Raw genomic sequence first — 20,960 nt, forward strand, 5'->3', positions numbered from 1 at the left:
GTGCTTAATCTATCTTATTAGTTTTTCTATTTTCCAGGGAAGGTTTGGGTTCTTCCTTTTGCTCTTCTTCTTGAAGGAGTTGTTGTTGCTTCTTTCTCAAAATAGCACTCCACAACTGACTAAATTTATTAAACTCTTGCTGGAATATGAGCGAGATCCCACTTACAATGGTCTGTCCATCTATCACGTTTTCAAACTCACTACGTCTAAAGCCTTTGAGACGGTACTGTCCATCTTCAGTAAGTTCATACTCTAGACTTACATTACCTATAAGCGGTGTGGCATCGCCACTTGCACTCTCGCCCGCCACGTCTACACTACTCCCCACACGTACGGTAAGTTTATCGTTAAAGAACTTACGCTGTGCAGCAATGTCCAGCTGCGTGCGTTCTTGTGGAGTTGTTCCTTGATAATCTGTAAACGTATCGAGTCCAAAATCTAACTGGAATCCTGTGTTGCCTAATAATTTATCAGAAAAAATATTAAGCTGGTCAGACAAGGCATCATTAAGGTTATCTCTAGCAATACTAGCAAACCCTCCCTGACTCCCATCTGAGTTAGAGTCAGGATAAAATCTATTGAGTACTAAGAGTGAAAAGACCTGTCTGTTTAACTCTCCAGTTTGTTGATTAACTTGTTGTACGCGACTATATACCTCACCTCCTAGTGCTCCTTGCTCATCTTCTGGCAGGTCTAAAGCAAAGTTTATCTCTGGACTAAGTAGGTCCCCGTCTATGTTTAGGTAAACTAAAAACGGCAATTGTTGCCTGTATTGTGACTGGGCTGCGGGATCATCACTAGTGCTTGTAATAGCCATAAGTGGCGCCGCAGAAGCATCAACCGAATATACGGCACGCACATCAAGTTTTGCGTCAAAAGGATCTCCAGACCAAGATACTCGGCTGCTTGGGTCAAGCGTAAATGTGCGGTTAACTAGGTTATATAAGTTCATCTCATATTGCCCACCAGCCACGTCGTACACCCCTGTTAGATTCATACGCCCATTGGGTTGTAGTGTGAAATTTAAATCTGCATCACCATTTACCTTTAGATTATCACCTGTCTCTTCATCTATAAGTATGGTTACTTGTGCATCTCTATTTACTTTAAGCAGTGATTTTATATCAAAACCTGTAATTGTTCCCGTTTCTTCTTCGGTGCGTGTGAGAATGGCGTCTGGATTTTCTCTATTAACAAACACTACAATACCATCACTAGACTCTATGTTTGCCGCTGCTGTAGGCATAATGTAGGTGATATCTGTACTACCGCCCACTGTAGCGTCAAGATCTATTATGGGGATTTGTAAATCACCGGTGATGGAGGCAGTAGCGTCAAAAACCGCTGTCCCGTATACAAAGTCGTTATCGCCTTTTTCGGCATTAAGGGCTTGAAAGTCATTTGCAACCACTTTTAAATCAAACGTTGGGTTTATAAAACGCTCTGTACCTACAAGTCCGTCAACTGTTAGTTTGTTTTCTTTTGCATCACGTATGGTAAAATTTGACATTGAGATACCTTCATTGTCTATAGAAACAGTTTCTTTAAGTAAAGTAAATGGTGCATTGAGCTTAGTTACTGTAAACGCGGCATTATTAAAACGCAAGAAACCTTGATACTCAAGATCTACCAGCTTACCATTCATTTTAAAATTACCATTGAGAGTTCCGGAACCATCATTAAGCTCGCCTAGAGAAAAACCATCTAAGGCTTCCATTTTGAGTTCATTAATGTCTAGATCCATATTAATGGTAGCGCCATCTATATCTGCAATGTAGTCTCCGGTAAGTTCTAGATCTGCCACCCCTTCAGAAACAGCTAGATTAAAGTCGTATTTATTGCCATTTATTGATCTACCTGTAAGTTCTAAAATACCTAGGTCTTCTTCTAGTACTCGTAGCTGCTCAACATAAATATCTGCCAGAAAACCTATGTCACCAAAGGGCTCTTCTACCACAAAGTCACCATTGAGACTACCGCTTGCAAGTTTTTCATCTGGATTAAGATAAGCCAGAAACTCACTTATTTTAAAATTCTGAAAATCGATAGCTATGTGATTCTTTTCAAGTGTAGGAAGTTTGTCTGTAAATTCGACAGATTGCAATTTTCGCGTAAAGCGAAAATCATTAAAAGCCAATTTTCCATCTGTAATAAGAACTTCATTACTCGACGGAGTTTTCCAATCTTTTTTATTAAAAATAAGACTGTCTTCACTTACGTGAAAACGTAATCGCTCCCTACTCCCTGTAATGTCTGACTGTACTTGTATGAGTTTGTCATCATTTGCATAGGCAAGAAAATCTAGTGAAAGCTCATTGTTAATTTGATTACCCTTTATACGTGTTTCTTGTATAGCGATAGGCCCTGCAGTTAAGCCGTCAAAACCTAAATCAAAGGTAAATGCATCTCGGTCTGTGTTCATACTAAATGAGAGGCTATCCAGCTCATTACCTGCATAATTAATGTGTGGTGCTTTTATCGAGGCATCTAATTTACGGGTAGCCTCACTAAAATCAAGGTCAACAGCAATCGTGTCTAGATCCTTCATATTTACTAGAAAAACCTCATTGAGTAAGGGTGATTGTCTCACCTTCCCTTTAAGTACAACATTTACTGGGTTTGTAATGGTATCTTTTATAATAGCATCTCTGTAAAAATAACTGTTTACGTGATTTTGTAAAGCAGTTGCTATCCTCGCTGGGTCAGCATTAGATCTTAAATCAAGGTTCAATATCTTGTTGTCAAATTGTACAGAAGTACTATCTGGACGTACACGCGCAGACCCTTCTAGATTACCTATTAAATACGTACGGTCGTCATAAACGATCACTCCATCATCCATTACTGCTGTTACATCATAACTCGCTATAGTGCCTTTAAAGGTACTGGTTAGTTTAAAACCTGTCCGTACATCACGTTGCATTAGTCCTAGAGCTTGTAAGTCTGCTCCTATGACATCAAGATTAATACTAGCTGCAGTTGCAATTGTGTCTAGCACAACGAAGCCTGTAAGGTTTGTATTAAGATTACTGTCTTTGTAGCTTGATGTAATAGCACCCTCACCATCTTTTATTTTACTAGTAATCGTTAGGTCTTTTATAGCATAGTCATTGTATAAAAACGATGCTACAGTAGCTTCTACATTTGCATCAAGCGTGTTTAATGAAGTGCCCGAGCCCTGTCCCTTGAGTGTGAGATTGAGGTTCCCTAAGCTATTGTTTTGAAGAAGCTCACCTAGGTTGTACTCTTCTATTGCCAGTGTGGTGTTAAAAGCAATAGTATTATCATTCTTAAAAGTACCATCTATGGTTGCGAGACCTTGTGTAGTCGTAAGCCTTGCAGTAGTCGTAATGTCTGTAAGGGTACCTTTTGCGGCAGCTACTAGCTTTAAGTCTTGCGGCAGATTAATACTTAAAGAATCTGTTGCTATAAATTTTGATATGTCGTTCTTACTAGTAGAAGCATTAATGTTAGGCAGATTAAAATATAGACTCTCTATATCATTTATATTCTTAAGGTTACCATTTGCCTTTAAATCAGTGTTAGACCAACTTAAAGCAAGATTAGGAACCGTCAAATCTGCTAGCGTGCCTGATGCCGTTATTGCCCCAGCAATGCGATTTTTACTTACTGTCTGTAAATACGTGTTAGTTCTTAGAGATGGTTGAAATAGAAATAAATCACCTAGCGCTACCTTTACGTCTGTAATGTTAAGGTCTAATTGCACATTTTCTGGTTGTGTCGCTATCTTATCTAGCGAAGGGTAACTCATCACGATATCTCCTCTCAGTGTGTTTGAGTTGATAGCCGCATTCATATTTTCAAGCTGTAAATCTGTTTCAGAAACAAGAAAATTTGTAGAAACTGATTTGACATTTATACCAGAGACTTCTCTTCCTGACAGACTTTTTACATTACCACCCGCCACAAAATCTTTTAGATAAGTGTCTGTACTTTCTAGATTCACATTAGAGAGAAACACCGCTTCAGGATTAAAGACACCTTTTGTAGCTACCGCACCATTTACGGTATATCGTATACTCGTATTAGTCACGCTAGCCTTATCTACTGTAATATTATAGTCTGGAAATGGGGAATTGCTAGATTCAATAGGTACTTGTGATGCGGTAGTAGTACTAGACATATCAATACCTATCGCGCTATCATTTATTACAATGTCATTTATAGCAATGACAAAGCTGTTAAAATCTGCTTTGGGAATACTTGTTTCGAGCTCTTTAAAGTCAAAATCAAAAGACACGCCTACCTCCTCACCTGTATAGTTTCCGCTTACGTCTTTTAGGGTAAGCTTGTTAAAAGCTAGGTATGGCAGTGGTATTTCTTCGGCATTTGGGTCTGATGGTACTGGTACCTGATTAACCTTAATTTGAGCATTTTCTATATATCCCTCACTGGCAGTAAATCTCATCTCGTCCAGGTTTACTGTATCTGGTGATATGCGTAGCTCTTTAAAAGTGTACCTACTATCTATACCTGTAACAACATCGTTATACACTACATCAAAATCTTTGAGGTCTAGATCACCTATAATAAGATCCATTGGTGCCGTGCTAGTTGTATCTGTTTGTTGAGATGGTGGAGTTGCAAAAGCAGCTGCAATAAAGTCAAAGTTGAATCCGCTTATCGTATTTTTTCTAATAATATTTGCTCGTACACCTTCCCATTGTGCATTCTCTATGCCTATACCAGTACCATTTATAATGGGCCACAAAGGGATATCTGCCTCTAGAGACCTACTGTATACAAGCGTGTCGCCTTGCTTATCTTCGAGATATAGGCCTTCTATAGCAACATCTCCGTCAAAGGTTATAAAAGCCCTTTCAAGCTCAATTTTAGTTTGCGTTTTTTCAGAAAAATAACTCACTGCTTTAGAAACAACAATGTTTTGTCCCCACTCACTTCTTATGAATAAAAGCAAGAGTATCATAAGTACAAGAAGAACAAATAACGTGCGAGCCAGAATGCGTAGCCACCTAAATTTTCGTTTAGGTTTTTGTGTTTGTGGCGCTTTGTTTTCAGGGTTTGTCACCAGAGGGCTTCAATTTTTTAACAAATTAACGCCGTTTGCTCATTTTAACATAATTTGCCGCTGTAAAGTATTGTTAAAACGCCATCTATGACACTATAAAGCTGTTTTTTGAGTGTTTTTATTGCGCTTTCGCGAAAGCGTGAATCTATTTATCTTACCTCAGTAAAGAGAAGTGACCTCGAAAGATACGACCATCCTGCAGCTCTACAAGATACCAGTAGTCATTTCGCGGAAGCGTAGCCCCTTTGTACTTCCCGTTCCATCCACTACCCATTGCACGTGATTGATACAGTTTCTTCCCAAAGCGGTCAAATATGATAAACCTGACCGTAGTGGTGAGGTCTTGACGAGCGCCTTCAAGCTTCCAAGTGTCATTTATACCATCACCATTAGGTGTGAAATAGGTAGGAAAACCTATGACGGATATCTCTTGAGTAACAATACCACAACCATTAAGATCGCGTATAAATACGTTATATAAACCAGCGGGTACGTTTTGAAAGGTAGATTCTTCTTGATAGGGACCTAAAATACTTCCCAAGGCATACTCATAAACGCCACTACCTTCTGCAGTGATCGTTACGGTATTGTTTTCTCCTCCGTCTACAACCGAAACATTAGTTATAGTTGCTGTACTTGATGGAGTTACATTAATACTTCTTGACGACTCACAGCCATTAGCTCCTACAGCGGTTACGAGATAGTTCCCGGGTTCATTAATCGCAATAGTTGATGTGTTGTCTATAAGTAGCGTGCCATTATGTTGCCAGGCATACTGTAAACCAGCAGTATTGCTTATTACTCCCGCACTAAGCGTTATAGTTTCAGGAAAGTTATTTATACAATAAAAACGCAATTCATCATCGGCCATTACTGGTGGAGACAGAATAACTATATCTGCCGTTGTGATAGACAGGCACTGCCCATTATCATTAACACGGATATAAATGGTTTGATTAAAAGCCTCTGTGTTAGTAAATGAAGTAGTGATTTCCCCTTGCTGATTAAATGCAGCCTCCTCGTTCTCATAAAAGCTTATGGTTGCTCCTGCAGGCACTTGGTCTTGTACCTGTGATGAGAGCGTGCTTAAATCAATCTCTGTAATACCATCTATAAAACCATCTGTGTCGCACACTTCTAATGAATCCAAAACTAGCGTACTATTGCCCGTAGTAAGTTGTACGCTAGCAAGAGCACTACATCCTAATTGTGATGCAACACGTGCGTATACAACCTGATTTACTTGTGTGTTTTGAAATGTATTAGGATTTGCAATTACATTTACTTCACTTTCGGCATCTGTAAGGCTGTAATAAAATCCTGTTATGACGAGGCTACTATCGTTTACAGTTACGTCATCTAATGCGTCAAATAAGTTATACTGCGATAAGCCGTCTCCATTTGCATCACACTGTTGTAACGTACTATTAGAAACGGTAGGGTTCTGAGCAAACTCTATTGTGACTTCTCCAAAGGCTTCGCAACCATTATCAAGCGTAATCTCTACAGTATAGAATCCATCTTGGTTAACCGTAAGTTCATTAGAAGTTTCTGATAGTGGTATACCGTCACGTTGCCACATAAATGCTGTTGCCAGAGGTTCATTTACTACAAGTGTGGTTTCTCCTGCACCGCAAATGGGATTTCCCCCGGCTACGGTTCTGTCTGGACCTAAATCTGTGCCTAACTGAAAACTTCCCGCCTCTAAAAAGACAGCAGAGTCAAATCTAAAGTTTTGCTCATCTGCTATTACTAGCTTAACTTGATAGTTTACATTAGGCTGTATAATTGCTTTTGCTTCAATTACTTTGGTTTGCCCATTAAAGTTAATGGGTGCTGTGTTACCATTAAAGCTTTCAAAGTAAAACTCGTTTATGGCAGGACAGCCATTAGGTATTTCTGGATGTACGGTTGTAACCTTTACAGGGGTAGTTGTGTCTGGAACTAAGGCAATATTTTCATATCCTTGCTCTCCTTCTTCTCTAATAAGAAACCCAAATAAATCTGAAAAATTACAAGTGTTAGGATTACCTTCTTGATACTCTTCTGAGGCAAATACATATCTAAAGCGTACCTCTGAGGCTGTAGATTGAAAAGTAAACTCTAGTATAGTTGCGTTAGTCGTATTTTGCTCATCAAGTACAAACTCAAGATCTGTATCTCCTAGCCAGTCTGGAGCATCATCATCACTGAGACTCGTGTTAGGGCCTTGCACATTCTGCAATCTTCCGGTACTTAAAACAATCCCTTCTTGAAGAGGGAAGTCACTATCGTTTGCATTAAAGTAGCCATAGCTCTTCTCCTGACCTCCAAAATCTCCTCCTACAACGTTTGTGACCTGTATGTTTGAGATACAGTTACTATCTATGAGAATATCTTCTATTAATTGCTGTGGAGTATATGTTTGACTATCTACCACCACGTTTTGTGCTATGAGACTATTAGATATTATAAGAAAACAAAAAACTATAAAGTGCCGCATTAGTAGTTTATGGATGTTACAAATGTAATTACTACTGCTTTTATATTGCAATGAACTTACTAATAACAGAAAGATGGATCTTAAACCTAGGGTCATAAAAAAAGCGAACTTAAAAGTTCGCTTTTTTTAATTGTAATATGATTTTAACTCAATGATTCCATATCGATTACAAATCGGTATTTCACATCGTTGTTTTGTACACGCTCATAAGCCTCGTTAATGCTAGACATATCTATCATCTCAATATCACTTACAATATTGTGCTCACCACAAAAATCAAGCATTTCTTGAGTTTCTTTTATGCCTCCTATAAGAGATCCAGCTACACTTTTACGACCAGAGATGAGGTTACCACCGTGCACATCTGGTAGCGGCTCTATGGCTCCTACCATACACATTGTGCCATCTATCGCTAGCAGCTCCAGGTATGGATTAATGTCGTGGCTTACAGGCACGGTATTAAGAATAAAATCAAAAGACCCTTTATGAGCTTTCATAGCGTCTTTATCTTTTGATATAAGTACATCATCTGCGCCTAGTCTCCTTGCATCTTCTGCCTTTCCTTCAGAAGTTGTAATCATTACTGTCTCTGCTCCCATTGCGTGAGAAAATTTAAGTCCCATATGACCTAAACCTCCTAGACCTACAACCCCTACTTTCATTCCTTCTTTTACACCCCAGTGATGTAATGGAGAGAAGGTTGTAATACCTGCACATAATAGTGGTGCTACTGCTTTTGTGTCTAGGTTTTTTGGAATGTTAAGTACAAAATTTTGATCAACCACTACCTCTTGAGAATACCCTCCAAAGGTGTGACCATCTGTGTGCTTGTCTTTACTGTTATACGTCCACGTAGCGCCGTTGAGGCAAAATTGCTCTAGATCGCTCTCACAAGATGAGCACTCCTGGCAAGAATCTACTAGACATCCTACGCCTACTAGGTCTCCTTTTTTAAATTTTGAAACCTCGTCTCCTACTTCTATTACTTCACCTACAATCTCGTGACCAGGTACTACAGGGTACATAGAAGGTCCCCAGTCACTGCGCACAGTGTGTATGTCACTGTGACAAACGCCACAATAGGTTATTTTAATTTTTACATCTGTAGGTAAGGTGTCACGACGTTCTATTGTCATTTCCTTTAAATCTGCCTCTTTATCTTGAGCACCGTATGCTTTTACTTCTGTCATAATAATTTTTTAAACTAATTAGTTAGTGTTTTTGCTTTCGCGAAAGCGTAATTATAACCACTCTTAGGGGTTACTTACTTTCTTCTAGCGTTGGGTAATCTGTGTATCCTTCTTTACCCGGAGTATAAAATGTATCTTGATGTGGTTCATTAAGGGATGCATCTTTTTTAAATCGCGTTACCAAATCTGGATTTGCAATAAATTTACGGCCAAAGGCAACAAGATTACCTTTATTATCTTCTAAGGCTTTATTTGCGCTTTGAGCATCATATCCTCCACTTAAGAGAAGTATACCGTTATAATTGCCACGTATATTAGTACGTATGTCATCTGGTAAAGCTGGCGCTCCCATAGAGCCGTGATTTACAAGGTGTATATAAACTACATCTAGTTTTTCTAGCTCTTTTGATAGATAATCAAACGTCTCTTCTTGCCCTTCAAAAGGTCCTAAATCATTCATCGCCCCATTAGGAGATAAGCGTATACCTACTTTATCTTTTCCTATAGCCTCAATAACTTGTGCAGTGACTTCTAGTGTTAATCTGCTTCTGTTTTCGGCAGAGCCTCCGTAATTGTCTGTTCTTTTATTTGTACCTGCGTTTACAAATTGATCCAATAAATAGCCGTTTGCGCTGTGTACCTCTACTCCGTCAAAACCAGCTTCAATAGCATTTTTTGCCGCTTGTACATATTCCTCAACCACGGTATTAATGTCTTCTTGAGTCATCGCAGCAGGCTCTGGGATTTCTAACTCGCCCTTACCATCCACATACATTTTTGTATCTTCTGGTTGTATGGCAGATGGTGCAAGTATTTTTGCCCCTTCTGGCATATTATCTGGATGCGAGATTCTACCCGTATGCATAAGTTGCATAAAGATCTTACCACCTTTATTATGAACGGCCTCTGTTGCAGGTTTCCAAGCTTCTACTTGGTCACTATTATATATACCTGGTATGCGTGCGTAGCCTACACCATTAGGTGAAGGAGCTGTTCCTTCTGTGATTATTAATCCAGCACCAGCGCGCTGCCCGTAATAGAGTGACATTATTGCTGTAGGTATATGTTCTTGCGTAGCTCTAGACCTTGTGAGAGGTGCCATTACTACTTTATTTTTAAGCTCTAGACGACTATTGCTAAGAGGAGATAATAGTTGGTTATTAATATCCATAGTTTCTTTTTTTAACAAATTTAGAGCGTCTCAACGTGCTTCTCCGTTAATGCGTTGTTAAATGAAAATAAAGGGTTTCACAAAGAATTTCACTTTCGTGAAAATGGAAACTCTCACTATTTAAGCCGAGCAATAGACAATAGATTATGTATTTTTAAAATGCGACAAGCATAGAAAAACAGATATATAATTTAAAATAATACAGTTATGGCTACCAAAGATATGATCCTCAATAAACTGCAAATCCTCATAACTCAAGAATTTGATAGCCCTGAGCAGGCTTTTGCATTTTTTGATAAAGATGGAAATGGCACACTCTCTAAAAGCGAAATCAAGACCCTTCTAAAAAAAGCTGAAATAAGCGGATTTATAAGATCTATCGTGGCAAATGCCTTAATAGATGGGTATAGCAAAGATGGAAATGATAATGTGAGCTGGGAAGAATTTAAGGCAGCACTTGATGAAATTAAAGATAAAGACTAATGAGTTCACATTTTGTCCAATAGAGCGCATATTTTATTCCATTTTTTAGGAATAATTCCTAATAGTCAAAAATAAAGTGTAGTTTTGTTACTCAATTATGACTGAGTTAGCACCTACATATCATTGTATTATAGACGTTGAGACCACGGGTAAAGGAATAAACGGTAATCGCATTACCGAGTTTTGCGCCGTACGTCTTAAGGATGGAGAAATAATAGACAAGTTTACATCGCTTGTAAATCCTGAGCAATACATTCCACCATTTATTACTAATCTTACTGGTATAGATGATGCAATGGTAGAAGATGCACCCCTCTTTGAAGAGATCGCTCAGCGCGTTTTGGAAATTACAGAGGGTGCCATTTTTGTAGCTCACAATGTCAACTTTGACTTTAATGTGATTAAAGGAGAGTTTAAAAGACTTGGAGTTTCATTTGTGCGTAAAAAGTTGTGCACGGTACGTCTTTCGCGCAAGCTTATTCCTAATTTATTTAGTTACTCCCTAGGTAATCTCTGTGCGTCAATAGGGATCCCTCTTAATAACAGACACCGAGCAGAAGGTGATACAGATGCTACTGTTATTCTTTTTAAAAGGTTACTAGATCTAGATGAGGGCAAAAAGGTTATGAACGCATTTCTAAATGTACGGTCTAAAGAGGCTACATTACCTCCTCACCTACCTTCACGTATTATTCAAGAGCTTCCAGAAACGGCAGGTATTTATTTATTTAAAGACCGTGCCGGTAAAATCATTTATGTAGGGAAAGCAATTAATATCAAGAAGCGCGTATTATCGCATTTTTATGATAAAAAGAATAAGGAATATCTCCTAGGTCAAGAAACATATCAAATAGATTATGAAGTAACAGGTAATGAGCTTTGCGCACTACTACTTGAGTCTGAATATATAGAACAGTATTTTCCAAAATTTAATAGAGCGCAAAAAATACCTGTGAGCACCTATGCCATTGTTTCTTATGAAAATAGGAAAGGAATACTACAGCTAGCGGTTGCAAAGTCTAAGTATCGTGCAAGTGCAACAGATAAAGTTTATACGAAAGCAAAAGCCACAGAGCGTTTAATGGAACTTTGTGAAACGTATCACCTATGCGCCCGTTATTGTGGGTTACAAGCCACTTTTGGTCAGTGTTCACATTACCGTCTTAAAGGTTGTAAAGGAGTGTGTAATGACGAAGAAGCCATCGCAGATTATAATGAGCGAGTACATCAAGCACTAGCAGCTTATTACTCAGAAAATGAAACATATCTTATTAAAGAACGTGGCCGTACTGAAGATGAAACGGCTTTTATCTACATAGATAAAGGAGTTTATAAAGGTTTTGGTTTTGTGCCAGAGACAGAGCAGCTTAGTCATTTTGATGAAGTGGCTTCATATCTTAATCTTAAGAAAAGTACCTACCACACAGATGTTATTTTGAGAAGTTACCTGCGTAGACATAAAAACCCAAGTATAATTCCCCTAGCTATTTCTGCCTGATATGAACACCACATTAGATTATAAAACCTACTACCTACAGCTACCTGATACACTAGCACAAAAGTATCCAGAGCTCAATTTTGAGAACCACTGTTACTTGCGCATTGCACTAGACAATGTAGTAGGTACAAAATGGGATAAACGTATTGCCCGGCCAGCTTATAAGAACTTATCTACAGAGCAACGCGCTCTTGTCATATCTTATTTGTCTACCTATCTGGATGATAAAAGCACACTATTGTCTCATAATATGATATCTCTCGCATACAGAGGTAAACTTGCTTAACTAGTCATAAGACGTATTTACTAAGAATTGTAAGGGGTGATACCAGCATTAGTTGTAGTTTTGTGCTTCTTAAAAGCACAAGGAAATACTTAATTATTCTTATTGTGCTCAAATACAATTTTATGCACCCAGATAATAAGAATATAGGTCCTTACCTCTTTAAACAATTACGTAAAGCAAATAAGGAGCTTGCACCTCATATACTTGAAACTAACAGAGGTATTCAAACCATAGATTTTTCTAATCCCAAAGCTGTATTAGAGCTTAACAGAGCCATCTTACTAAATGATTACTCTCTTAACTGGTATGACATTCCAGAGGGATATCTGGCACCTGCAATACCTGGTCGTGCAGATTATATCTTATATCTTAAAGACTTTCTTAATACAGATAAGCAAGCGCAAGGCCTTGATGTAGGTACTGGTGCAAACTTTATATATCCATTACTAGGAGGATCATTATTTAACTGGAAAATAAAAGGTGTCGATATAGACCCAAAGGCCGTACAAAACGCAAATTTATTACTAGAAAAAAACACCCACCTCAAAGGTTTTCTCTCTGCTGTATACCAGCAACAAAGAGCTCAAATTTTTGAAGGTGCTATTCTTCCTGGTGAGCAGTATGACTTTACAATGTGTAACCCTCCTTTTTATAGCTCAGAAAAAGAGGCTTTTAAGGCAACTAAAGAAAAATCAAAAAACCTAAAGCTCAAAGAGGTTGAACGTAACTTTGCAGGGCAATCTAACGAGTTGTGGTGTAACGGTGGTGAGGCACTATTTATAAAACGTATGGTAAAAGAAAGTGTACACTTTAAAGATCAAGTAGGCTGGTTTACTACCCTAGTATCAAAAAGCGAGCACTTGCCTAAAATAAGAAAGCAATTAGAAAAACTTAAGGCAGAGCATAAAACGGTAGATATGTCTCAGGGCAATAAGAAATCAAGATTTCTAGCTTGGCGTTTTAAAGAGTAATTAGTGATGAAACTTACGGTCAGGTATGCTTAGTTCTTCACTCACAAGATAATCTGAGATTCTTCGCTTTTTACCAAATTGTTTATGAGTATATGATAGGTGTAAAGAATCTTTACTAGCATAAAAGATTCTAAAATCCTTATAATCTTCGTCTATATGAAGGAGCTCTTTGAGTTTTACACTTGTTATTCTAATATGAGTATATCCTAGGCTATCTGTTATGACACTCCAAGTGCCAGATAAAGATGGTCCACAAGATGGGTGTTGTGCATTATTGTCTGTTACAGTGCCATTGCTATAAAAGCTTTGCCTGTAGTGTAAAAAGCAATCTCCCATATTCATACGGGTTTTACCATTATACCTTTTGGCAAGTTTCCAAGTCTTTAAACTATCACCCGCGATAAGTTTTTTAATATTACTAGAAACCTTAAATGGAGTAGATTTCTCATTTGTACAAGAAGTTGTAAATAAGAATATAACCAAGCATACTATTAATTTTTGCATTAATAAATATAAGAATTATAATGAATCCTATACTTTCGTTAGACTTTCTCACAATCTATGCATAGACACTTTAAATTGTTCAAACCGTATGGTTATTTAAGTCAGCTCATTACTAATGATGCAAGGCAAGCTCGTAAAAAAAAGTTTTTAAAAGAGTTTTATGATTTTCCAGAAGGCACAATGGCTGTGGGGCGACTTGATGAGCACTCAGAAGGTTTACTATTTATGACTACAGACGGTAAGCTGTCTCACACTATAAACACTTCTGGGGTAGAAAAAGAGTATTATGCTCAAGTAGATGGCGCTATTACAGATGAGGCAATTCTCGCATTAACTCAAGGAGTGGAAATAAGTGTAGAGGGTAAAAAATATATAACAAAGCCTTGTAAAGCAAGACGTATAGATGGTGACCCTGGTTTTCCAGAACGAGCAAAAAAGATAAGAGACTTACGACACGGTCCAGCACCGTGGATCTCAATTACCATTACTGAGGGTAAATTTAGACAAGTACGTAAGATGACTAGCGCGGTAGGTTTTGCTACACTACGACTTGTAAGAATAAGAATAGGCTCACAAACCCTAAAGGGTCTGGAGCCTAGCCAAGTTATTGAGGTAAAAGAATTACTTTAAGTAATCTTATTAACGCGTACAGCGTTCATTCCTTTTTGTCCTCTTTCTATTTCGTAAGAAACTTTGTTTCCTTCTTTAAGTTCTCCTTCTATAACTTCAGATATGTGAACGAAGTACTTTTCTGGAGTATCTGCATCTTTAATAAATCCAAAACCTTTTGAAGAGTCAAAAAACTCTACAAAACCAGTTTTTATAGGATCTGGTTCATCACCTTCTACCTTTTTAGGAATTCCTAAAACGATGTCTTCTACATCTACTTCTTCTTTAAGTGACGGGTCTGGTGGCGTATCCACTAGTTGACCTAGGTGGTTTACGTATACAAACTCATTTAATTTCTCTCCGCTCTCTTTACGGGCAAGTTTTTTCTTGCGTTTGTCTTCTGCTTTTTTAAGCCTCTTCTTTTCTCTTTCTTTTTTACCAAAGGTTTCTTGTGGTCTAGCCATTAACTCTTTTATCGTGTTTAATTATTACGTTGCGAGAATATCTCTTAACGTTCACATATTAGTCGCTATTTATTATAAGAACTTACATAAATAACTGTGACTCTGCTTGTAGTATGCTTTGCCATATATTGTGATTATTGTAAAGATAGGAATTAAAAGTGGTTTTTACGCTTTCGCGAAAGCGTAATTATTCTTACAACACACTACTACGTTGTATTAAGAGCTTATTTACATAACATATAGAAGTCTTTTGGGGCAGTAAAGTCAAAAGTTAAGACAGCCCACTATTTTAACAAGTCTGTTATCTTTTTCTTAGTGGCGGGTTAAAATAGTCTTGAAAGGTGGTACATAGTCGTAACTTTAATAAAAAAGAACATTATGAAACCAATGAAAGATACAAGCAATAAGCTTACAGCCGAAAAAACAGATACTACTTACAACTCTGATGTTACACCAGAAGATCTTAAGGTTTTAGGTCAAGATTTTGAAAATAACATACGCCAAGATGGTGGGGATGATGTAGCTCTTACTAATAGATCAGAAAAAGTAGACTTTGCTGGTAAAGACCTAGATGTACCAGGAAGAACGCAGGCCAGTAAAAAAACTACAAACCGAATTAAAGATGAAGAAAATATGCTCTATAGTCAAGGTGGTGAGTCTAATGAAAACTTAGAAGAGCAAAGTAGTCAGTATATTAAATAGATATAATAATCATATTAAAAGCGACCTACGGGTCGCTTTTATTTTATGTGGGTAGTACATTTGTAAAACAATTATTAACTATGAAAACAGCACATATAATTCTTATAGGTTTGATAGGGTTTTCATTCTTATACTACGGCATAAGTTGTTTATCTTCAAACTTTATGACTACCGAGTTTAAACGTTTTGGTCTCTCTGCAACACAACGTAAAATTACTGGTGTTGCACAAATACTAGGTGGTTTGGGTATTATTATAGGTTTCTTTTATAGACCATTACAAATAAGTGCCTTAATAGGTATTTCACTTCTTATGCTATTGGGATGGTTTGTAAGACTTCGCATAAAAGATAGCTTTATTGCCTCACTACCTGCGTTTACATTTTTTGTTCTCAATGCTTACTTAGCCTATTATCTAATAGTTCTTAGATAAGAATAATTAGAACGGAAATTGCCAGAAATAAAAATGCTGGGAAAGACTTTTTAAGAGCATCACCTACCTTAAGGTGCATACTAATAGCTCCAGCCATCATTATCGCAATACCTAAGGCGCTATAAAATTCTAACGGACTATAAAAAATTGAAACTAGTAAACCTACAGCAAGTAAACATTTTATAGTTCCTACAATCTTCATTGTACTTTCTGATAGTCCATAGTGTGCAAACTCTTCTTTGAGCGTGCTCGCATTACCGCCTCTCCATTGTGAAGATGTACCCGTGCGCAGTAACCATACGTTTAAGATGCTTAGTCCTACAATACACTTTAAGATAATTGATAAATAATCCATTTTTAATTTTCTTATGATTAGTTGTTTATAAATTTAGCGTTTTTATTAAACAAGGATTTACATATTGTGATAATTATAAGAAGGTATAACCGTAACTTTATATCTTTATTAAGAACACGCTATAATCATTAACAAATTTTTAGAAATGAGTCATACACCATCATCTACTATAGAATATAATGTTTACGGAGAAACACTTATAGGCTGTTGTACAGAACCTATGACTGGTTATTTTAGAGATGGTTACTGCCGCACGGCAAGTATAGATAGAGGCACACACGTAGTTTGTGCTGTTATGACCGAGGCATTTTTAAACTACACCAAGACTAGAGGAAATGATCTTTCTACTCCTATACCTCAATATAATTTTCCCGGTCTTAAACCTAACGATGGATGGTGCCTTTGCATAATGCGCTGGCTAGAAGCAGAAAAAGCTGGGGTTGCTCCCCTACTCAATCTAGCAGCTACACATCAAAAAGCACTAGAGTATACAACTATTGAGGTACTGGAGGCCTATGCTCTTTAGGTTTTATCCTAGATTTTAGCTTGATAAGTATATAAGTCATAATACCTTCCCTCCTTTGCTATGAGAGACTCGTGCGTACCTTGCTCTGCTATGCGCCCATCTTCTATCACTAGAATTTGATCTGCTTTTTTAATGGTGCTTAGTCTGTGGGCAATAACAATAGTAGTTCTATCTTTTACAAGCTCAGAAAGCGATTTTTGAATAAGCGCCTCACTCTCTGTGTCAAGGTTAGAAGTGGCTTCATCTAGAATGATTATCTTAGGATCTGCAAGAATGGCTCTTGCAATGGCAATGCGCTGGCGCTGTCCTCCAGAAAGTTTTACGCCACGTTCTCCTATTAATGTATCTAGACCTTCCTCAAAACGATCTGTAAACTCATTTACATAACCTGCTTTTACAGCCTGCTGTAATTGCTCCTCACTTGCCTCTGGTCTTGGGAACAAAATATTGTCGCGTATAGTTCCCTCAAAAAGAAACTCATCTTGTAGTACAACCCCAAGATACTTTCTAAAACTTGCCAGTTTTACTTTTGATAAATCCACTCCATCTATAGAAACCACTCCTGCCTGGGGATTTAAAAAAGTAGCAGATAGTCCAGCAATGGTAGATTTTCCAGAACCCGAACTTCCTACTAGGGCTACAGTAGTGCCAGCTTTTGCTTCAAAAGAGATGTTATGTATCACTTGTTTACCTTTCTCGTAAGAGAAGGAAACATTATCAAACTTAATATCACCGTGTAGCTTGTCAAGTATAACATCTCGATTACCTAGCTCATCTTCTGGAGTCATATTCATTAACTCCTCTGTACGATCTAGGCCCGCAAGCGCCTCTGTGAGCTGGCTGCCTATATTACTCATTTGTACAATGGGAGCAATCATAAAACCTAGTAAGAGTGTAAAAAATAAAAACTCACCAGTAGTCATCTCCCCTTGTATCATAAAGTAACCACCTATACCCATTATACCTACAGAGGCAAGACCTAGTAAAAATGTAGAGCTACTGGTCATTACTGCTGTTGCAGTAAGACTTTTCTTTACATTTTGAAATAGCTTGTCTACACCTTCTTCAAAAGTTTTATTTTCTTGTGCCTCTGCTCCAAAACCTTTTATGACGCGCACCCCTGCAAGCGTTTCGGTAAGTCTTCCTTTTACTTCGGCATTTATTTTACCTCTATTTCTAAAAATGGGACGTATATACTTAAATGCTCGCAACGCTACATAGCCAAAAATGGCTACTGGTAAAAAGACAAATAACGTCATTAACGCATTAATTCTTATTAATAATACTAGTGAGACTATGGCAGTAATCGTTCCTCCTACTAGTTGAACGAGCCCTGTACCTATAAGGTTTCTCACTCCTTCTACATCACTCATTATACGAGATACAAGAGCTCCAGACTTGGTATTGTCAAAAAAACTAATAGGCAATGACAGTACCTTTTTTTGAACTTGAGCACGTAGTTCTGATATGAGGTACTGTGCTTGTACGCTTAGTATCCTGGTGAGTAAAAAGGAAGTGATTGCTTGTATGAGTAATGCAAAACCTACGAGCCAGAGTAGATCATAAAGAGCACTCATATCCTTATTAGGAATGATATCATCAAGAAGTGCCTTAGATTTCCAAGGTAAAACAAGACTAGCGAGTCTACCTATAACAATTAAAATAAGACCTATAAAGACTAGCTTGCGGCGCGGCCAGATAATTGATTTAAATGCTGATGCTATAGTAACTTTACTCTTCTTATCTGTTTTCTTTGTCATAAGGTAAAGCTAGTTATAAATGCGCTTTCGCGAAAGCGTACTCATAATTACATAGCATCTCTAAAGTATTTTTTAACTATAGTATCTGGGTAGCATCATACACAATAACTTTCTCCCATAAATGAGCACACTCGTCTATAAATACTTTGTGAGCAGGCTCATCTTGATATGCCTCCTGCGCCTGGGCCGAATCAAAACTTAATATAAGATTGTAAGTAAAACTATCATCTACCACATCACGCGTTGCTCTAGGTGGTGTCCCTATAAAGTTAGTCTTTACATATTTTGACTTGTTTAAAAACGTGCGTAATGACTTCTCAAATAGTGCTCGATCGTTTTGAGTGGTACCCTCTTTGAACCAGAAATACACAACGTGTGCATAAGTGGGGTCAAAAGTGGTGTATATATCACTATCTTTTGAGGTAATTGTATCCTTAGAGTTACTTTTTTCGACATTACTAGTATTATTACAAGAGACGTAACACATTAGTAATAAGAATATAACGGCTAATAATCTTTTCATTTTAAATAATTTTTATTAATAAATGTAACAAAATAGAAATTTCTACGTATAAATTAATTAGAGGCCAGAGAGTATAATGTAAAAAAGTACAAGTACTTATATATTTCTTACTTTCAGAGGCTATTAATTAACAGGTTTAGTTAAATAGTTGTTTTTAACTCTTATTTAGATTATACTAAACCATATACTTTAATTCAATTATACCATATGAGACAACTCAAAATCACCAAGCAGGTTACTAACAGAGAGACGAAATCCCTGAATAATTATCTTCAGGATGTGAGCAAGATAGATTTGATTACTGCCGAAGAGGAGGTTGAGTTAGCACAGCGTATTCAAAAAGGAGATGAGCGAGCACTAGATGCACTTACACGCGCAAACCTTCGTTTTGTTATATCTGTAGCAAAGCAATATCAAAACCAAGGTCTATCACTTTCTGACCTTATTAATGAAGGAAACGTAGGGCTTGTAAAGGCTGCCAAACGTTTTGACGAAACTAGAGGTTTCAAATTTATATCTTATGCTGTATGGTGGATTAGACAGTCTATCTTACAAGCAATAGCAGAGCACGCACGTACGGTACGTTTACCTCTCAATAAAATTGGAGAAATAAGCAAGATTAACAAAGCAATGGTATACTTACAGCAGGTACACGAGCGTAAGCCTACCTCTGGTGAGATTGCAAAGTATCTTGATATCTCTGAGGAGAAAGTAAAAATATCTCTTAAAAACGTGAGTCGTAGCCTTAGTATGGATGCGCCATTTGCAGAAGGAGAAAATGATAATAACCTTTATGACGTATTAAGTTCTAGCGAGTCACCTCGTCCAGATAGAGAGCTTATGCAAGAGTCACTAAGTATTGAGATCAATAGAGCGCTAGATACACTTACAGAAAAAGAAGCAGAGGTTGTACGTCTTAACTACGGTTTAGGTAATCAACCAGCGATGACACTTCAAGAAATAGGTGATATTTTTGACCTAAGTCGTGAGCGTGTACGTCAGATTAGAGAGAAAGCAATTAAAAGATTGCGCCATACCTCTAAGAGTAAAATCTTAATGAAATACTTAGGATAATACGTAGTTCTAATTCATAAAAAAAGCCCGTTTATACGGGCTTTTTTAGTTTAGTAGGTTAGATAAAAAATGCCCAATTTGGGGTAAGGCACTTATCAATCATTAAATCAATATATGAATTGGGGTATTCTTAAATTAATCAACTTCTTTATGATGGTGTAAATATAAAAGATGTTTTTAAAGCTCACAAGCATTTTGTGTATTTTATCGCTATAAAATGCACTTTATCGATAAAAGTGAAATTTTAATGTTAAATAAAGACTACCATAAAGTTATTATTGAAGATAATTAAACCTTCTACAAGTTATAGAGTCCAATAATTAAGAAAAGTATACTAAAATAGAAGAACAAGAACTCATAGCATCTCTCCAGAAGGACGACACTAGGTCCTTCTCGTTATTACTTGACACGTATCAAAAGCCTCTCTATTGGCATATACGAGGGATTGTAAAAAATCACGAAGATGCAGATGATGTACTTCAAAATGTGTTTATAAAAGTTTACAAGAGTATAAAAAACTTTAAGGGTGATAGTAAACTGTACACCTGGCTTTATAGAATCGCCACAAACGAGTCGCTTACCTTTCTAAAAAAAAGAGCAAAACAAGCCCAGATATCAAGTGAGGAGTTACAAGATAGAATAATAGACAATCTAGAAAGTGATGTTTACTTCACAGGTAGTGATATACAAATCGCGCTAGAAAAGGCACTCTCACAATTACCAGAAAAGCAAAGGCTTGTCTTCCAGATGAAGTACTATCAAGATATGAAGTATGACGATATAAGCGAGATTTTAGGCACATCTGTGGGCGCATTAAAGAGTTCTTATCACATCGCAACAAAAAAATTAACAAGCATTTTAACTCAAGATTAAACCTTTAG

Annotated in this window: 19 protein-coding genes; 10 read left to right on the top strand and 9 right to left on the bottom strand. The window is 37.3% G+C overall.

Annotated features, from left to right (window positions below; translation table 11 throughout):
* Window positions 1-4: 4 nt before the first annotated feature.
* The 4 genes from ACJJVM_RS01595 to ACJJVM_RS01610 all read right to left on the bottom strand — a co-directional run bounded on the left by ACJJVM_RS01595 (window position 5) and on the right by ACJJVM_RS01610 (window position 9,893).
* A complete protein-coding gene (locus ACJJVM_RS01595; RefSeq protein ID WP_405210572.1) occupies window positions 5-5,050 on the bottom strand; it encodes a translocation/assembly module TamB domain-containing protein in 5,046 nt (1,681 codons plus the stop codon).
* A 154-nt stretch (window positions 5,051-5,204) separates the two neighbouring features.
* Complete coding sequence (locus tag ACJJVM_RS01600) at window positions 5,205-7,532, bottom strand: choice-of-anchor L domain-containing protein (RefSeq protein WP_405210573.1); 2,328 nt, start codon at window positions 7,530-7,532, stop codon at window positions 5,205-5,207.
* Between the two features lie 143 nt (window positions 7,533-7,675).
* The gene (locus tag ACJJVM_RS01605; RefSeq protein ID WP_405210574.1) at window positions 7,676-8,722 is read right to left on the bottom strand and encodes an NAD(P)-dependent alcohol dehydrogenase; all 1,047 of its coding nucleotides are present in this window, start codon (window positions 8,720-8,722) and stop codon (window positions 7,676-7,678) included.
* A gap of 70 nt (window positions 8,723-8,792) precedes the next feature.
* Window positions 8,793-9,893: an alkene reductase gene (locus ACJJVM_RS01610; protein WP_405210575.1), complete on the bottom strand. Its 1,101-nt coding sequence runs from the start codon at window positions 9,891-9,893 to the stop codon at window positions 8,793-8,795.
* Window positions 9,894-10,100: 207 nt separating this feature from the next.
* On the opposite strand from ACJJVM_RS01610, the gene ACJJVM_RS01615 reads away from it, so the two are divergent.
* The 4 genes from ACJJVM_RS01615 (at window position 10,101) to rlmF (ending at window position 13,131) form a co-directional block, all read left to right on the top strand.
* Window positions 10,101-10,376 carry an EF-hand domain-containing protein gene (locus ACJJVM_RS01615; protein ID WP_021779085.1) on the top strand — a complete coding sequence of 92 codons (276 nt, stop codon included), beginning with the start codon at window positions 10,101-10,103 and terminating at the stop codon, window positions 10,374-10,376.
* A 97-nt stretch (window positions 10,377-10,473) separates the two neighbouring features.
* Window positions 10,474-11,874 (top strand): exonuclease domain-containing protein, encoded by a 1,401-nt coding sequence (locus tag ACJJVM_RS01620; RefSeq protein WP_405210576.1) that lies wholly within the window; start codon window positions 10,474-10,476, stop codon window positions 11,872-11,874.
* A 1-nt stretch (window position 11,875) separates the two neighbouring features.
* Complete coding sequence (locus ACJJVM_RS01625) at window positions 11,876-12,160, top strand: acetyltransferase (RefSeq protein ID WP_299149554.1); 285 nt, start codon at window positions 11,876-11,878, stop codon at window positions 12,158-12,160.
* Window positions 12,161-12,282: 122 nt separating this feature from the next.
* On the top strand, window positions 12,283-13,131 hold the full coding sequence (rlmF, locus tag ACJJVM_RS01630) for a 23S rRNA (adenine(1618)-N(6))-methyltransferase RlmF (RefSeq protein ID WP_405210577.1): 849 nt from the start codon (window positions 12,283-12,285) through the stop codon (window positions 13,129-13,131).
* On the opposite strand, the gene ACJJVM_RS01635 is transcribed toward rlmF, so the two are convergent.
* A complete protein-coding gene (locus ACJJVM_RS01635) occupies window positions 13,132-13,635 on the bottom strand; it encodes a hypothetical protein (protein ID WP_405210578.1) in 504 nt (167 codons plus the stop codon).
* Between the two features lie 57 nt (window positions 13,636-13,692).
* Here ACJJVM_RS01635 and ACJJVM_RS01640 point away from each other — a divergent pair, with 57 nt between their 5' ends.
* Window positions 13,693-14,265, top strand: coding sequence for a pseudouridine synthase (locus ACJJVM_RS01640; protein ID WP_298350519.1), 573 nt, complete (start codon window positions 13,693-13,695; stop codon window positions 14,263-14,265).
* On the opposite strand, the gene ACJJVM_RS01645 is transcribed toward ACJJVM_RS01640, so the two are convergent.
* Window positions 14,262-14,708 (bottom strand): cold-shock protein, encoded by a 447-nt coding sequence (locus tag ACJJVM_RS01645; protein WP_021779079.1) that lies wholly within the window; start codon window positions 14,706-14,708, stop codon window positions 14,262-14,264. The genes ACJJVM_RS01640 and ACJJVM_RS01645 overlap by 4 nt on opposite strands.
* 387 nt (window positions 14,709-15,095) lie before the next feature.
* Between ACJJVM_RS01645 and ACJJVM_RS01650 the strand changes: the two genes are divergently transcribed.
* Together ACJJVM_RS01650 and ACJJVM_RS01655 are read left to right on the top strand one after the other, a co-directional pair.
* A complete protein-coding gene (locus tag ACJJVM_RS01650; protein ID WP_405210579.1) occupies window positions 15,096-15,410 on the top strand; it encodes a hypothetical protein in 315 nt (104 codons plus the stop codon).
* Between the two features lie 80 nt (window positions 15,411-15,490).
* Window positions 15,491-15,841 carry a DoxX family protein gene (locus ACJJVM_RS01655; RefSeq protein WP_052084125.1) on the top strand — a complete coding sequence of 117 codons (351 nt, stop codon included), beginning with the start codon at window positions 15,491-15,493 and terminating at the stop codon, window positions 15,839-15,841.
* Here ACJJVM_RS01655 and ACJJVM_RS01660 read toward each other — a convergent pair.
* Window positions 15,834-16,196, bottom strand: coding sequence for a DoxX family protein (locus ACJJVM_RS01660; protein WP_021779076.1), 363 nt, complete (start codon window positions 16,194-16,196; stop codon window positions 15,834-15,836). The two genes, ACJJVM_RS01655 and ACJJVM_RS01660, sit on opposite strands and share 8 nt — an antisense overlap.
* Before the next feature lie 145 nt (window positions 16,197-16,341).
* Between ACJJVM_RS01660 and ACJJVM_RS01665 the strand changes: the two genes are divergently transcribed.
* Window positions 16,342-16,722, top strand: coding sequence for a DUF2237 family protein (locus tag ACJJVM_RS01665; protein WP_405210580.1), 381 nt, complete (start codon window positions 16,342-16,344; stop codon window positions 16,720-16,722).
* An 8-nt stretch (window positions 16,723-16,730) separates the two neighbouring features.
* On the opposite strand, the gene ACJJVM_RS01670 is transcribed toward ACJJVM_RS01665, so the two are convergent.
* Window positions 16,731-18,482: an ABC transporter ATP-binding protein gene (locus ACJJVM_RS01670; protein ID WP_405210581.1), complete on the bottom strand. Its 1,752-nt coding sequence runs from the start codon at window positions 18,480-18,482 to the stop codon at window positions 16,731-16,733.
* A gap of 76 nt (window positions 18,483-18,558) precedes the next feature.
* Window positions 18,559-19,005, bottom strand: coding sequence for a Dabb family protein (locus ACJJVM_RS01675; protein ID WP_405210582.1), 447 nt, complete (start codon window positions 19,003-19,005; stop codon window positions 18,559-18,561).
* A 207-nt stretch (window positions 19,006-19,212) separates the two neighbouring features.
* Here ACJJVM_RS01675 and ACJJVM_RS01680 point away from each other — a divergent pair, with 207 nt between their 5' ends.
* Both ACJJVM_RS01680 and ACJJVM_RS01685 read left to right on the top strand, forming a co-directional pair.
* Window positions 19,213-20,079 carry an RNA polymerase sigma factor RpoD/SigA gene (locus ACJJVM_RS01680; RefSeq protein ID WP_013752207.1) on the top strand — a complete coding sequence of 289 codons (867 nt, stop codon included), beginning with the start codon at window positions 19,213-19,215 and terminating at the stop codon, window positions 20,077-20,079.
* 357 nt (window positions 20,080-20,436) lie between these two features.
* Window positions 20,437-20,952: an RNA polymerase sigma factor gene (locus ACJJVM_RS01685; protein WP_366875527.1), complete on the top strand. Its 516-nt coding sequence runs from the start codon at window positions 20,437-20,439 to the stop codon at window positions 20,950-20,952.
* Window positions 20,953-20,960 lie beyond the last annotated feature (8 nt).

This window comes from Dokdonia sp. Asnod2-E02, from assembly GCF_045063915.1.
Classification (GTDB): Bacteria; Bacteroidota; Bacteroidia; order Flavobacteriales; family Flavobacteriaceae; genus Dokdonia.

Bases quoted from the DNA above. Each gene is read 5' to 3' on its own strand.
- ACJJVM_RS01670 (WP_405210581.1), bottom strand. From the start codon at position 18,482: ATGACAAAGAAAACAGATAAGAAGAGTAAAGTTACTATAGCATCAGCA.
- ACJJVM_RS01625 (WP_299149554.1), top strand. From the start codon at position 11,876: ATGAACACCACATTAGATTATAAAACCTACTACCTACAGCTACCTGAT.
- ACJJVM_RS01665 (WP_405210580.1), top strand. From the start codon at position 16,342: ATGAGTCATACACCATCATCTACTATAGAATATAATGTTTACGGAGAA.
- ACJJVM_RS01605 (WP_405210574.1), bottom strand. From the start codon at position 8,722: ATGACAGAAGTAAAAGCATACGGTGCTCAAGATAAAGAGGCAGATTTA.
- ACJJVM_RS01660 (WP_021779076.1), bottom strand. From the start codon at position 16,196: ATGGATTATTTATCAATTATCTTAAAGTGTATTGTAGGACTAAGCATC.
- rlmF (WP_405210577.1), top strand. From the start codon at position 12,283: ATGCACCCAGATAATAAGAATATAGGTCCTTACCTCTTTAAACAATTA.
- ACJJVM_RS01650 (WP_405210579.1), top strand. From the start codon at position 15,096: ATGAAAGATACAAGCAATAAGCTTACAGCCGAAAAAACAGATACTACT.
- ACJJVM_RS01680 (WP_013752207.1), top strand. From the start codon at position 19,213: ATGAGACAACTCAAAATCACCAAGCAGGTTACTAACAGAGAGACGAAA.
- ACJJVM_RS01615 (WP_021779085.1), top strand. From the start codon at position 10,101: ATGGCTACCAAAGATATGATCCTCAATAAACTGCAAATCCTCATAACT.
- ACJJVM_RS01600 (WP_405210573.1), bottom strand. From the start codon at position 7,532: ATGCGGCACTTTATAGTTTTTTGTTTTCTTATAATATCTAATAGTCTC.
- ACJJVM_RS01645 (WP_021779079.1), bottom strand. From the start codon at position 14,708: ATGGCTAGACCACAAGAAACCTTTGGTAAAAAAGAAAGAGAAAAGAAG.
- ACJJVM_RS01655 (WP_052084125.1), top strand. From the start codon at position 15,491: ATGAAAACAGCACATATAATTCTTATAGGTTTGATAGGGTTTTCATTC.
- ACJJVM_RS01620 (WP_405210576.1), top strand. From the start codon at position 10,474: ATGACTGAGTTAGCACCTACATATCATTGTATTATAGACGTTGAGACC.
- ACJJVM_RS01610 (WP_405210575.1), bottom strand. From the start codon at position 9,893: ATGGATATTAATAACCAACTATTATCTCCTCTTAGCAATAGTCGTCTA.
- ACJJVM_RS01635 (WP_405210578.1), bottom strand. From the start codon at position 13,635: ATGCAAAAATTAATAGTATGCTTGGTTATATTCTTATTTACAACTTCT.
- ACJJVM_RS01640 (WP_298350519.1), top strand. From the start codon at position 13,693: ATGCATAGACACTTTAAATTGTTCAAACCGTATGGTTATTTAAGTCAG.
- ACJJVM_RS01675 (WP_405210582.1), bottom strand. From the start codon at position 19,005: ATGAAAAGATTATTAGCCGTTATATTCTTATTACTAATGTGTTACGTC.